The sequence below is a fragment of the Stutzerimonas sp. C6.4V genome, assembly GCF_058536345.1.
The window spans coordinates 1,039,601-1,053,391 of sequence record NZ_JBZUBM010000002.1; the positions used below are offsets into that span (position 1 = coordinate 1,039,601).

10 protein-coding genes and 1 riboswitch are annotated in these 13,791 nt (G+C 61.7%); of the genes, 6 read left to right on the forward strand and 4 right to left on the reverse strand.

Annotation, left to right across the window (positions count from 1 at the left end; genetic code table 11):
• The first annotated feature begins 45 nt into the window (after positions 1-45).
• The 5 genes from AC4LFW_RS20625 (at position 46) to adeC (ending at position 7,174) form a co-directional block, all read left to right on the forward strand.
• Complete coding sequence (locus AC4LFW_RS20625; protein WP_491821649.1) at positions 46-600, forward strand: cytochrome b; 555 nt, start codon at positions 46-48, stop codon at positions 598-600.
• Between the two features lie 22 nt (positions 601-622).
• A complete protein-coding gene (locus AC4LFW_RS20630) occupies positions 623-1,198 on the forward strand; it encodes a YceI family protein (RefSeq protein WP_491821651.1) in 576 nt (191 codons plus the stop codon).
• A gap of 244 nt (positions 1,199-1,442) precedes the next feature.
• On the forward strand, positions 1,443-2,606 hold the full coding sequence (locus tag AC4LFW_RS20635; RefSeq protein WP_491821653.1) for an efflux RND transporter periplasmic adaptor subunit: 1,164 nt from the start codon (positions 1,443-1,445) through the stop codon (positions 2,604-2,606).
• A gap of 6 nt (positions 2,607-2,612) precedes the next feature.
• Positions 2,613-5,747, forward strand: a complete 3,135-nt coding sequence (locus AC4LFW_RS20640; RefSeq protein WP_491821655.1) for an efflux RND transporter permease subunit — start codon at positions 2,613-2,615, stop codon at positions 5,745-5,747.
• Complete coding sequence (adeC, locus tag AC4LFW_RS20645) at positions 5,744-7,174, forward strand: AdeC/AdeK/OprM family multidrug efflux complex outer membrane factor (RefSeq protein ID WP_491821657.1); 1,431 nt, start codon at positions 5,744-5,746, stop codon at positions 7,172-7,174. Before AC4LFW_RS20640 ends, adeC begins: the two co-directional genes overlap by 4 nt.
• Positions 7,175-7,259: 85 nt before the next feature.
• Here the strand turns inward: adeC and rhlE2 are convergent, their stop codons facing one another.
• The 4 genes from rhlE2 to AC4LFW_RS20665 all read right to left on the reverse strand — a co-directional run bounded on the left by rhlE2 (position 7,260) and on the right by AC4LFW_RS20665 (position 13,139).
• Positions 7,260-9,077: an RNA helicase RhlE2 gene (gene rhlE2, locus AC4LFW_RS20650; RefSeq protein ID WP_491821659.1), complete on the reverse strand. Its 1,818-nt coding sequence runs from the start codon at positions 9,075-9,077 to the stop codon at positions 7,260-7,262.
• Between the two features lie 236 nt (positions 9,078-9,313).
• Positions 9,314-10,165: a methylenetetrahydrofolate reductase [NAD(P)H] gene (gene metF / locus AC4LFW_RS20655; protein ID WP_491821661.1), complete on the reverse strand. Its 852-nt coding sequence runs from the start codon at positions 10,163-10,165 to the stop codon at positions 9,314-9,316.
• A 101-nt stretch (positions 10,166-10,266) separates the two neighbouring features.
• Positions 10,267-11,676, reverse strand: a complete 1,410-nt coding sequence (gene ahcY / locus AC4LFW_RS20660) for an adenosylhomocysteinase (RefSeq protein ID WP_491821663.1) — start codon at positions 11,674-11,676, stop codon at positions 10,267-10,269.
• Positions 11,677-11,699: 23 nt separating this feature from the next.
• A riboswitch (S-adenosyl-L-homocysteine riboswitch) is annotated at positions 11,700-11,792 on the reverse strand.
• Between the two features lie 93 nt (positions 11,793-11,885).
• The gene (locus tag AC4LFW_RS20665) at positions 11,886-13,139 is read right to left on the reverse strand and encodes a cation:proton antiporter (protein ID WP_491821665.1); all 1,254 of its coding nucleotides are present in this window, start codon (positions 13,137-13,139) and stop codon (positions 11,886-11,888) included.
• A 191-nt stretch (positions 13,140-13,330) separates the two neighbouring features.
• On the opposite strand from AC4LFW_RS20665, the gene AC4LFW_RS20670 reads away from it, so the two are divergent.
• Positions 13,331-13,765, forward strand: coding sequence for a hypothetical protein (locus tag AC4LFW_RS20670; protein WP_491821667.1), 435 nt, complete (start codon positions 13,331-13,333; stop codon positions 13,763-13,765).
• Positions 13,766-13,791: the final 26 nt, after the last annotated feature.

Consider the following 13,791-nt stretch of genomic DNA (forward strand, 5'->3'; position numbering starts at 1 on the left):
CGGTTAGCCGTTAGGCTAATCGCTTCTGCAGCTCAGGACTTAGCAATGCATTGGCGAAACTCTTCCAGTAACTACGGCCTGGTCAGCATCACGATGCACTGGCTGGTAGCGGTTGCTGTGGTTGGGCTGTTCGCGCTGGGTTACTGGATGGTCGGGCTGACCTATTACAGCAGTTGGTACCGTACGGCGCCGGACATTCATAAAAGTATCGGCTTGCTCTTGCTGGCCTTGATGGTCGTGCGCGTCTTCTGGCGCTTCCTCAACAGCGGTCCAGCGCCACTCGCCAATCATGGGAAATTGACGCGGATGGCGACCAAGGTTGGTCATGGTGCTCTATATCTTGGCCTGTTCGCGGTGATGATCTCCGGCTACCTCATTTCGACAGCGGACGGCCGCGACATCAGCGTGTTTGGCTGGTTCGAAGTGCCTGCACTGATCACCTCGATTCCGGACCAGGAAGACTTGGCTGGTCTGGTACATGAATACCTCGCCTGGGGACTGGTGATTTTCTCCGGTCTGCATGCCCTGGCGGCTCTGAAGCACCATTTCATCGATCGCGATCCGACGTTAAAACGGATGTTCGGCCGCGCCGATGCCTGACAAACCTCCAAAGGAGTATTCCATGTTGAAGAAAAGCTTCGCTGCACTGGCGCTGGGCTCGATGATTTTTGCTGGCCAGGCGCTCGCTGCCGATTACGCGATCGACACCAAAGGCCAGCATGCCTTTGTCAACTTCAAGATCAGCCACCTCGGCTACAGCTGGTTGTGGGGCTCGTTCAAGGAGTTCGACGGCAACTTCAGTTTCGATGCTTCCAACCCGGAAGCGAGCAGTGTGAAGGTGACGTTGCAGACGGACAGTGTTTTTTCCAACCATGCCGAGCGTGACAAGCACCTGCGCAGCGAGGACTTCCTGAACGTCTCCGAGCACCCGACTGCGACCTTCGAGTCGACCTCGGTCAAGCCGACCGGCGACGGTACTGCCGATATCACCGGTAACTTGACACTCAACGGCGTCACCAAGCCGGTGGTCATCGCTGCCAAGTTCCTCGGCGAAGGCAAGGATCCGTGGGGCGGCTATCGTGCGGGCTTCGAGGGCACTACGACGCTCACCTTGAAGGACTTCGATATCAAGATGGATCTTGGCCCGGCATCGCAGACGGTTGATCTGATCATCTCGGTTGAAGGCATTCGCCAGTAATCGATCGCAGTCACCAGACGCCGGCGTTAGCCGGCGTTCTTCTTTCTGACCGACAGACACGACTGCGCCGAGCAAACCTGAAAGACCCGGCACGACGTTATGGCTATCGGCGCGATAGCCCGTGGGAGACGTGACCGACTGTTTACAAACAGTCCTGCATGTAAGTATATTCGCCGCATTCTGCCATTCGAGTCTGCCCGGGCTGTTCTGCTCCAGGGCCATCTGTTCAATGAGGTCACTCCCGATGTCAATCAAGCCAGCCAGTGCTGTTCTGATTCCACTCTTTATCGCCGTAGCGCTGCTTAGCGGTTGTCAGGAAGAACAAGCGGCGGCACCGGCGGGGCAGCCGGCCCCTCAGGTTGGCATCGTGACGCTGGAGACCGAGCCGTTCGAACTGACTACCGAGTTGCCAGGCCGAACCACTGCGTTCCGTGTTGCCGAGGTACGGCCTCAGGTCAGCGGGATCATTCAGAAGCGTCTGTTTACCGAAGGCAGCGACGTCAAGAAAGGTCAGCAGCTCTATCAAATCGACCCTGCTGTCTACGAGGCCACCCTGAAAAGCACCCAGGCGCAGCTGGCGTCGGCCAAGTCGCTGGCGGATCGTTACGGGCTGCTGGTCAAGGAGCAGGCGGTGAGCCAGCAAGCCCATGACGAGGCCCGGGCGGCATCTCTGCAAGCCCAGGCCGAGCTGGAGCGGGCGAAAATCGACCTTCGCTATACCAAGGTGCTCGCGCCGATCTCCGGCCGCATTGGCCGCTCCGCGGTGACCGAGGGGGCACTGGTCAGCAATGGCCAGGCGCAGGAACTGGCGACTATCCAACAGCTCGATCCGATCTATGTCGATGTGACCCAGCCGGTGCAGGATCTGATGGCTCTGCGGCGGGATCTGGAGAGCGGCCGGCTGCAGCAAGCCGGGGACAGCGCAGCGAAGGCCCGGCTGATACTGCCGGACGGCTCCGAATATCCGCATGACGGCACGTTGGAAGTCGCCGAAGTGGCCGTGGATGAAGGTACGGGCTCGGTCACCATTCGCGCCAAGTTTCCGAACCCGGAGAAAGACCTGCTGCCTGGCATGTTCGTTCACGCGCGTCTGCTGGCCGGTGTTCGTGAACAGGCCTTGCTGGTACCTCAGCAGGGCGTTACCCGTGATGCCCGAGGTGAGCCCACGGCCATGGTGGTTGGCGCCGACAACAAGGTCGAACTGCGTCAGATCAAGACAGAGCGTGCTGTCGGCAATCGCTGGCTGGTAAGCGAAGGCTTGCAGCCAGGTGATCGTGTGATCACCGAAGGGCTGCAATTCATTCGCCCTGGTGTCGAAGTCAATCCGCGGCCTGCCGGGAATGTCCAGCAGGCGGGACAGAGCAGTGGTCAGGCAGGCGCAGCGCCGGCCGCTGGCCAAGGGGAATAACCAGACATGTCCAAGTTCTTTATCGATCGGCCAATCTTTGCCTGGGTAATTGCCCTGGTACTGATGCTTGCCGGAACGCTGGCGGTCCTCAATCTGCCGGTCAACCAGTACCCGAGCATCGCGCCGCCGAACGTGTCTATTTCGGTCAACTATCCGGGCGCTTCGGCGCGAACTGTCCAGGACACCGTCGTTCAGGTCATCGAACAGCAGCTCAATGGTCTCGACGGGCTGCGCTACATCTCATCGGAAAGCAACTCCGATGGCAGCATGACGATCAATGTGACCTTCGAACAGGGCACCAACCCTGACATCGCGCAAGTGCAGGTACAGAACAAGCTGCAGCTGGCCACGCCCCTGCTGCCTCAGGCGGTTCAGCAGCAGGGCATTCGTGTGTCGAAATCGGCGCGCAACTTCCTGATGGTGGTGGCACTGGTGTCCAAGGACGGGCAGCAGAGCAACTTCGACCTGGCCAACTATATCGTCGCCAATGTGCAGGACCCGATCTCGCGCACGCCCGGCGTTGGCGACTTTCAGGTGTTCGGCGCCCAGTACGCGATGCGTATCTGGCTCGACCCGGGCAAGTTGCAGCAGTTCCAGCTGACCGCAGTGGATGTTCGCTCTGCGATCCAGGAACAGAACGTACAGGTGTCGTCCGGTCAGCTCGGCGGCCTGCCGGCAGTTGAAACCCAGCAGCTCAACGCCACTATCATCGGCAAGACCCGGCTGGAGACGCCTGAGCAGTTCGAGAAAATCCTGCTGAAGGTCAATGCCGACGGATCTCAGGTGCGTCTGCGCGATGTGGCCAAGGTCGAGCTGGGAGCGGAGAGCTATGCGATCCGCGCCGAGTACAACGGCCGGCCAGCGGCGGGCCTGGGGATACGCCTTGCCGCGGGTGGCAATGCGCTCGACACCGCAACAGCGGTCCGCGAGACGATCTCCGAGCTCGAGCCTTTCTTCCCGCCGGGCGTCGAAGTGGTTTATCCCTACGACACCACGCCGGTGATTTCCGCCTCCATCGAAGGCGTGGTGCACACGCTGATCGAAGCTTTCGTGCTCGTGTTCCTGGTGATGTTCCTGTTCCTGCAGAACCTGCGGGCGACGCTGATCCCTACGCTGGCGGTGCCGGTGGTCATCCTCGGCACTTTCGCCATCCTGCTGACGTTCGGATACAGCATCAACACGCTCACCATGTTCGCCATGATCCTGGCCATCGGACTGCTGGTGGACGACGCCATCGTGGTGGTGGAAAACGTCGAACGGGTGATGCGCGAGGAGGGGCTTTCTGCGCGAGAGGCTACGCGCAAGTCCATGGGCCAGATACAGAGCGCACTGGTCGGTATCGGTGTGGTGCTGTCGGCTGTGCTGCTGCCGATGGCCTTCTTCGGTGGCTCGACCGGGGTGATCTACCGTCAGTTCTCTATCACCATCGTCTCGGCCATGGTGCTCTCGGTGCTGGTGGCGCTGATCTTCACGCCCGCGCTGTGCGCCACCATTCTCAAGCCGCACAGCGGCGATCATGAAGGCAAGCGCGGGTTCTTCGGCTGGTTCAATCGCACCTTCGAGCGCGGCACCCTGCGCTACGAGCGCGGAGTGGCTGCCGTGCTGCGGCGCAAGGCGCCCTACCTGCTGATGTACCTGATCATCGTCGGCATCATGATCTGGATGTTTACCCGCATTCCAACTGCGTTCCTGCCGGAAGAAGATCAGGGCGTACTCTTCGCCCAGGTGCAGACGCCGGCTGGTTCGACCGCGAGTCGCACCCAGGAAGTCGTCGAGCAGATGCGCGAATACCTGTTGACTGAAGAAAGCGAGACGGTCAACTCGGTGTTTACCATCACCGGCTTCAACTTTGCGGGGCGCGGCCAGAGTTCAGGTATGGCCTTCATCATGCTCAAGCCGTGGGAAGAGCGCACCGAGGCCGGGCAGGGGGTGTTCGAGCTGGCTGAGCGCGCCCAGGGGTACTTCTTCAGCCTGCGCGACGCCATGGTGTTCGCCTTCGCGCCGCCAGCGGTGATGGAGCTGGGCAATGCCACCGGCTTCGACGTGTACCTGCAGGACCAGGCCGGGCTCGGCCATGAAGCCCTGACCAAGGCACGCGACCAGTTCATGCAGCTGGCTTCCGAGGATCCTACCCTTACGGGCGTTCGCTTCAACGGTATGCGTGACGAACCGCAGTATCACCTGATCATCGACGACGAAAAAGCGCGTGCCCATCAGGTTTCCCTTGCTGCGATCAACGACTCGCTGTCCATCGCCTGGGGCTCGAGCTACGTCAATGACTTCATCGACCGGGGTCGGGTCAAGCGTGTCTACATGCAGGGCGAGCCCACCTCACGAATGAACCCGGAGGACCTTGGCAAGTGGTATGTGCGCAACGATGCAGGCGAGATGGTGCCGTTTACCGCCTTCGCCACCGGTGAGTGGACATATGGCCCGCCAAAGCTGACTCGTTTCAATGGCGTGCCGGCAATGGAAATCCTGGGCGCGGCTGCGCCCGGATACAGCTCCGGCGAAGCCATGGCTGCGGTCGAGCGGATCGCCGAGCAGTTGCCGGCGGGCATCGGTTACTCATGGACTGGTCAGTCTTATGAGGAGCGTTTGTCCGGGTCGCAGGCGCCCGCACTCTATGCGCTGTCGCTGCTGGTGGTGTTCCTCGCGCTCGCGGCGCTGTACGAAAGCTGGTCGGTTCCGCTCTCGGTCATGCTGGTCGTGCCGCTGGGCATTGTTGGCGCGCTGGCTTTCACCATGGGCCGCGGCTTGTCGAACGACGTCTTTTTTCAGGTCGGGCTGCTGACCACCGTGGGGTTGTCGGCGCGTAACGCGATCCTGATTGTGGAGTTCGCCAAGACCTTGCACGAGCAGGGCATGACCCTGGCGGATGCGGCGATCGAGGCCTGCCGCATCCGTTTGCGTCCTATCATCATGACTTCCCTGGCTTTCATGCTGGGTGTGCTTCCGCTGGCGATATCCAGCGGGGCGGGTGCGGGCAGTAAGCATGCGATCGGAACCGGCGTGATCGGCGGCATGCTCAGCGCCATGCTGCTGGCGATCTTCTGGGTACCGCTGTTCTATGTCGTGGTGTCTTCGGTGGGCAAGCGCAAAAAGACCATCGGCGTCGAGCAAAACGGAGAGGCGCAATGAACAAGTCAGTACTGAGTCTGGCGCTGATGGCAGCGCTGAGCGGATGCTCGTTGATTCCGGATTACCAGCGACCCGAGGCGCCAACTGCTGCCAGCTGGCCGGAGGGTGAGGCCTACCTTGCATCAGCCAGCGCCGCCAAAGGGCAGCAGATGGAGATGGACTGGCCGACGTTTTTCAAAGATCCCGCCCTGCGTGAATTGATAAGCGTGGCCCTGGAGAACAACCGCGACCTGCGTGTCGCCGCCCTGAATGTCGAGGCCTATCGAGCCCTGTATCGGGTGCAGCGGGCCGATGTGCTACCGCTGGTGAGCGGTGATGGCGCCGGCAGTCGCACCCGCACGCCGGGCGATCTGAATCAGACCGGTGAAAGCACGATCAGCAGCCAGTACAGTGCAACCCTCGGCGTGTCCTGGGAACTCGATCTGTTCGGGCGCCTGGGCAGCCTGCGCGAGCAAGCGCTGCAAGAGTATTTCGCCACCGAGGCGGCCCAGCGCAGTGCCCAGATAAGCCTGATCGCCAGCGTGGCCAACGCCTGGCTGACCTTGCAAGCCGACCAGGCCCTGTTGCAGGTCAGCCGCGATACATTGGATACCTACGAGGAAAGCCTCTCGCTTACCCAGCGCAGTTTCGACGTGGGCGTTGCCTCGGCGCTCGAGTTGAGCCAGGCGCGCAGTGCAGTCGATACCGCACGGGTGGGCATCGAGCGCTATACCCGTCAGGTGGCTCAGGATCGCAATGCACTGACACTGCTGCTGGGGCAGGGCATTCCCGTCGATCTGCCTGCCGACGGTCGGCTGGAACGCGACCTGCTGGCCACGGTACCCGTGGGGCTGCCTTCCGATCTGCTCTACAAGCGTCCGGACATCATCCAGGCCGAATACCAGTTGCGTGCAGCCAACGCGAACATCGGCGCGGCCAGGGCGGCGTTTTTCCCGCGCATCAGCCTCACCGGCGCGGTGGGTACGGCAAGCAGCGAGCTCTCCGGCCTGTTCGACGGGGGCTCCAGCTACTGGAATTTTGCGCCGAGCATCAGTGTGCCCATCTTCAATGCCGGTCAGCTGCGCGCTAACCTCGACTATGCCGAGATCAGCCGCAATATCCAGGTAGCGCAGTATGAATCGGCGATCCAGACTGCTTTCCGTGAGGTGGCCGACGGATTGGCGGCCCAGGCGACCTATGTGCGCCAGCTTCAGGCTCAGCGTGATCTGCTGGAAGCCAGTGAGGACTACTATCGGCTCGCCGAGCGGCGCTACCGCACTGGTGTTGACAGTTACCTGACCCTCCTCGATGCACAGCGGCAGCTGTTTGAAGTGCAGCAGCAGTTCATCAGCGATCGCCTGTCGCAGATGATCAGTGAAGTCGAGCTGTTCAAGGCCCTCGGTGGCGGGTGGGATGCACAGGCGCAGCCACTGCCCAGCGAAGGTTGAGCCCGTAGCGGTACTGTTCGATTACTGCAAACAAAAACGCCGCCCCTGCAGTTAGCCGGGGCGGCGTTTCTTTATATGCCAGGTCTCAGCGATTGCGCGTCAGCAATGCTGGCTTTTCGCTGCGAGGCTTGGACGGCAATTGATCGAGCTGCTCGATACTCGGCAGGCGGTCGATCTTCGACTCCTTGTGAATGATCACTGGCTGCTTGTCCTTTGGTTTCTCTGCCGCATCCCGCCGGGCGCCGCCGACCTCGCCATCGATTCGACGACCTTCGTTCTTGCGACGTGGCTGAACGCCACGGGCTGGCTGACCCTGGCGCTTGCCTTTACCCTGTGCGCCTGCTGAGGCCGTCGGGCCTCCAGCGCCGCGAGGGCTTGCCGCACGCGGCTGGCCGCCGGGTTGACCACCCGGGCGCCGACCACGGCCCTGCTTGTTCTGATAGGGGCTGACGTAATCGACCTTGTTGCCGAAATTGTCCAGCTCATCGTCGAGAAACACTTCCGGATCGCGGTCGCTGGGTAGACGTGGCGGGCGGCTTACCGGTGCGGCGGCAGCGCCTTGGGCCGGCGCGCTCTGACCCGCGTTCGCGTTGCGGGGCTTGTTGCGACCGCGGCGGTTGCGATCGCGTTCCTTCGACTCGCCGCCTGCTTCGGTTGCTTTCGCGGCGCGCTCGGGCCGCGGCTTGCGCTCGCCATTGCGAGGCGGGCGCGGCTGACGTGGCTCGCGCACTTCCGGCTTTTCCGCCTCGATGGTGCTGGCGTCGAAGCCCATCAGGTCACCGTCCGGTATCTTCTGCTTGGTCATCCGTTCGATGCCCTTGAGCAGCTTCTCCTCATCTGGCGCCACCAGCGAGATCGCCTCGCCGCTGCGGCCGGCACGGCCGGTACGGCCGATACGGTGGACGTAGTCTTCCTCGACGTTGGGCAGTTCGAAGTTGACCACGTGTGGCAGCTGATCGATATCCAGACCGCGGGCGGCGATATCGGTTGCAACCAGGATGCGTACGGCATTCGCCTTGAAGTCAGCCAAGGCTTTGGTGCGGGCATTCTGACTCTTGTTGCCGTGGATCGCGACGGCCGGCAGCCCATGCTTGTCCAGGTATTCAGCGAGGCGATTGGCGCCGTGCTTGGTACGGGTGAACACCAGTACCTGCTCCCATGCGCCCTGGGTAATCAGGTGCGCCAGCAATGCGCGCTTGTGCGAGGACGGCAGGCGGAATACCCGCTGCTCGATACGCTCGACGGTGGTATTCGGCGGCGTGACCTGGATTTTCTCCGGCTCGTGCAGCAGCTTGCTGGCGAGGTCGGTAATGTCCTTGGAAAAGGTCGCCGAGAACAGCAGGTTCTGGCGTTTGGTCGGCAGCTTGGCGAGGACCTTCTTCACGTCATGGATGAAGCCCATGTCGAGCATGCGGTCGGCTTCGTCGAGAACCAGGATTTCCACGTGTGACAGGTCAACCGCCTTCTGGTTGGCCAGGTCGAGCAGGCGGCCGGGGCAGGCGACCAGCACGTCGAGGCCCTTGGCTATGGCCTGGACCTGGGGGTTCATGCCAACGCCACCAAAGATCACCGCGCTTTTCAGCGGCAGGTCGCGGGCGTACAGCTTGAAGCTGTCATGAACCTGAGCGGCGAGCTCGCGGGTCGGTGTCAGCACCAGCACGCGCGGTTGGCGAGGGCCATGGCGGTGTTCACGGTCGGGGTGTCCGCCGGGGAACAGAATTTCCAGCACGGGGAGCGCGAAGCCACCGGTCTTGCCGGTTCCCGTCTGCGCGGCGACCATCAGGTCGCGTCCTTGCAACACGGCGGGAATGGCCCGCTGTTGCACCGGTGTAGGCTGGGTGTAGCCGGCGGCCTCGACGGCACCGGCCAAAGCCTCGGAGAGACCGAGGGAAGCAAAGGACATGAGAGATCCTGTCTTGTGTAGGGCGACGCCCTGGGATGATCATGCCTGGCTCGAATCGCGACTGGCGTGCGATCCCGTCCGGTCCTGCCGCATCTCTTCGATGACGACATCCGGGCGTAAACCTGGCGGAAGCGCGGAGTATAACAGAGCCTGTTAACACCGCATTGGTAGGACAGTGTGGCAGTTCGCAGGTTCATTAGCCAGCTCCCTGTTTGCACAGGGAGCTGAACAGCTGCTCAGCGAGCGCGCCTGAGGTTGTCCCAGATAGCCAGGCAGGGTTCGGCCTGGTTCAGGGTGTAGAAGTGCAATCCGGGTGCACCGCCGGCAAGCAGCTTTTCGCACAACTCGGTGATCACCTGGGTGCCGAAGGCCTGAATGCTGTCCATGTCATCGCCATAGGACTCCAGCTGCTTGCGAACCCAACGAGGAATTTCGGCCCCACAGGCGTCGGAAAAACGAGCCAGCTTGCTGTAGTTGGTAATCGGCATGATGCCCGGGACGATCGGTGTTTCCACGCCAAGCTTGCGCACACGCTCGACGAAGTAGAAGTAGCAGTCGGCGTTGAAGAAGTACTGGGTGATGGCGCTGTCCGCGCCGGCCTTGGCCTTGCGCACGAAGTTGGCCAGGTCGTCCTCGAAGTTGCGCGCCTGCGGATGCATCTCCGGGTACGCGGCGATCTCGATGTGGAAGTGGTCGCCCGTTTCGGCGCGAATGAATTCCACCAGTTCATTGGCATAGCGTAGCTCGCCGCTGGCCATGCCCATGCCCGAGGGCAGGTCCCCGCGCAGGGCTACGATGCGCTTGATGCCGGAGCTACGATACAGCTGTAACAGCTCGCGCAGCTCCTGCTTGCTGTCGCCTACACAGGACAGGTGCGGCGCAGTCGGCACCTTTACCTCACCGTCGAGTTGGAGCACGGTGTTGAGGGTGCGGTCGCGAGTCGAACCACCGGCACCGTAGGTGCAGGAAAAGAAATCAGGATTGTATTCAGCCAGCCTGCGAGCGGTGGCCAGCAGTTTTTCATGCCCGGCGTCGGTCTTGGTCGGAAAGAACTCGAAGCTGATGGCGGGGCGATTCGGAGAAGTCATTTATTTTTTACCAAGCTTGAAGCTTGAAGCCTGAAGCCTGAAGCCAGGGCAGCGGGAACTCCCGAACTGCTTCCAGCTTCCAGCTTCCAGCTTCCAGCTATTTAATACCGATAGCTATCCGGCTTGAACGGGCCTTCGACCTGTACGCCGATGTACTCGGCCTGGGTCGGTGTCAGGCGGGTGATGACACCACCGAAGCCCTTGACCATTTCCGCGGCGACTTCCTCGTCGAGCTTCTTCGGCAGCACCATGACGGTGACGTTCTTGGTCTTTTCGGCGACCGGCAGGTCAGCGAACTTCTCGTTGAACAGGTGGATCTGCGCCAGCACCTGGTTGGCGAATGAGCCGTCCATGATTCGGCTCGGGTGACCGGTGGCGTTGCCCAGGTTCACCAGGCGGCCTTCGGCCAGCAGGATCAGGTAGTCGTCATTCTGCGCATCGAAGCTGCCAGCGCCGGTGCGGTGAATCTTGTGCACCTGCGGCTTGACCTCTTCCCACGCCCAGTTCTTGCGCATGAAGGCGGTGTCGATTTCGTTGTCGAAGTGACCGATGTTGCATACCAGGGCGCGCTTCTTTAGGGCCTTGAGCATGCCGGCGTCACAGACGTTGGCATTGCCGGTGGTGGTGACGATCAGGTCGATCTTGCCCAGCAGCGCGGTGTCGATGCTGGCATCGGTGCCGTCATTGAGGCCGTCCTTGTACGGGGAGACCAGTTCGAAGCCGTCCATGCAGGCCTGCATGGCGCAGATCGGGTCGACTTCGGAGACCTTGACGATCATGCCTTCCTGGCGCAGCGACTGGGCCGAGCCCTTGCCCACGTCGCCGTAGCCGATGACCAGCGCCTGCTTGCCGGACAGCAGGTGGTCGGTGGCGCGCTTGATGGCGTCGTTGAGGCTGTGACGGCAGCCGTACTTGTTGTCGTTCTTGCTCTTGGTGACCGAGTCGTTGACGTTGATCGCCGGGATCTTCAGGGTGCCTTTCTTGAGCATGTCTTGCAGGCGGTGCACACCGGTGGTGGTTTCTTCGGTGACGCCGTGAACACGCTCCAGTACCTGCGGGTACTTGTCATGCAGGATCTGGGTCAGGTCGCCGCCGTCGTCGAGGATCATGTTGGCGTCCCACGGCTGGCCGTCCTTGAGGATGGTCTGCTCGATGCACCACTCGTACTCTTCTTCGGTCTCGCCTTTCCAGGCGAACACCGGGATGCCCGCGGCGGCGATGGCGGCGGCGGCCTGGTCCTGAGTGGAGAAGATGTTGCAGCTGGACCAGCGGACTTCGGCGCCAAGGGCGGTTAGCGTCTCGATCAGGACGGCGGTCTGGATGGTCATGTGGATGCAGCCGAGGATCTTTGCGCCTTTCAGCGGCTGCTCACCAGCGTATTTGTGGCGCAGGCCCATCAGGGCAGGCATTTCCGATTCGGCGATGATGATCTCGCGGCGGCCCCAATCGGCCAATGAAATGTCGGCGACCTTGAAATCGTTGAAACCTGCAGGCGTCATGACAGCGCTCATTGAAGAGTTCTCCATTCGTTTTGTGCGAATGGGCGCCGTTGGTGCGTATGGTTAACGCCCTGTCCGAGCCTGACAGACCCCTGAATGGTAAGCCTGCTGCAGCGCCCCTCGGACAGGTGGCGGGCACGGCCGAACGGTGTCGGCGGTGTGAAGCCCGGCGATTATAGCCGTGACCGCGCGCAATCCCAAGCCCGGCGCAGCGTCCTCCGTCAGCACCCGCCTGAACTGTCGCGAGTGCAGATCTGGCGGACCAGACGCCCTATGGTCAAACCCTGGACCAGAATCGAGAACAACACGATCAGGTAGGTAATGTTGAGCAGCAGATTGCGCTCTTCACTGGCTGGCAGCGCCAGTACCAGCGCGACGGAGATTCCGCCACGCAGCCCGCCCCAGGTCAGAATGCGTACTGTCCCGTTGGGCAGCGCGCGCCCCAGCTTGCGTAGCACGAAGGCTGCCGGGCCGACTGTGACCAGGCGGGTGCCGAGGATGAGCATGGTCACGCAGAGAGCGATCAGCAGGTATTGCGTACTGAAGGGCAGCAGCACAAGTTCCATGCCGATCAGCACAAAAAGCACAGCGTTGAGAATCTCGTCGAGCAGTTCCCAGAAGTTGTCGAGGTTCTCCCGGGTGTGATCGGACATGGCATGTCTGCGCCCCTGGTTGCCTATGATCAGGCCGGCGACCACCATCGCGATCGGACCGGAGACGTGCAGATGGGTCGCCAGGGTGTAACCGCCAAGAACCAGCGCCAGGGTCAGCAAGACCTCCACCTGGTATTGGTCGATGCTTTTGAGCAGAGCAAAGGTCAGTGCGCCGAGCAGGGCGCCGAGCAGGATGCCGCCTCCGGCTTCTTCGAAGAATAACCAGACAGCCTCGCCAGCCCCCGGCGCTTCTCCGCGCGCCAGCACACCCAGCAGCACTGTGAACACCACCACCGCGACGCCGTCATTGAACAATGATTCACCGACGATGGTGGTTTCCAGAGCTTTTGGCGCGCCCGCCGAGCGCATGATGCCGAGCACGGCGATGGGGTCGGTCGGTGAAATCAGCGCGCCGAACAGCAGGCAATAGATCAGCGGCGGCTGCAATCCAAACAGGTCGAGGATCCACCAGCTGCCAATCCCGATCACTGCGGTGGAAAACAGCACGCCAACGGTCGCCAGCAGGCCAATGGCCCAGCGCCGAGCCCGCAGATCCGCCAGATTGATATGCAGGGCGCCGGCGAACAGCAGGAACGACAACATCCCATCCATCAGCAGATGATTGAAATCAATCCTGCCGACCAGGGTTTCGATCTGCTCTTCCAGCAGCGGCAGGCCCAACACCGTCAATCCATGCAGCAGCAGCGAGAACACCAGCGCCGTGGCCATCACGCCGATGGTGGGCGGCAAGCCGATGAAGCGGTAGTTGAGATAGGCAAGCAACGCCGTGAGGCTGATGAAAATGGCCGATAGTTCGAGCATGGGGTCCCCGGTGAAGGATTCGATAGCTGTGCAGAGTGGACTCGGCGGAGGCCGAAATGGTGCCTGCTCAATCGCAGGTCTGCGGCGAAAACGAAGCCTGGCTGAAATGCCGAACTCAGTTCGTGACGGGGCGGTCGAAGAGAAAGGTTCGGTGAACCTCGCCGGGCGAATGACCCTCAGGAGCTGCCAACATGAACCTCTTGCTTCGTTCCGTTCTGCTTGCCACCGCCGCGGTATTCAGCCTCCCTGCTGCCGCCAATTCCTGCTACGTCAGCGCCCAGACGTCCGGCGCAGTGCCACCGCCGGTGGTGACCGAAAAGTGTTTCCGCTATGAAGGCATGGAAAACAGCGAGATCGACTGGGTTTGCCAGAACAACGAAGCGATCAAGAATTCGCGGCGGGAAATCCTGCAGAGCTGCCCTTCAGGCCATATTGGTGTCTGCACCGCCGCGCTGACGCCGGCGACGCTGGCCAATGAACGCGCTACGGGCAGTCAGGCCAACGCAACGCCGGTGCCCACGACCCTGCCTGAGCAGGCTCGTATCGTTACCTATATCTACAAGGCGTCCGACCACGCGCAGGCCAAGATCGATTGCGAAAGCGGAGGCGGTGAATGGTCGCAATGACCCGTTGAGGTTTGGTTAAACGGCCT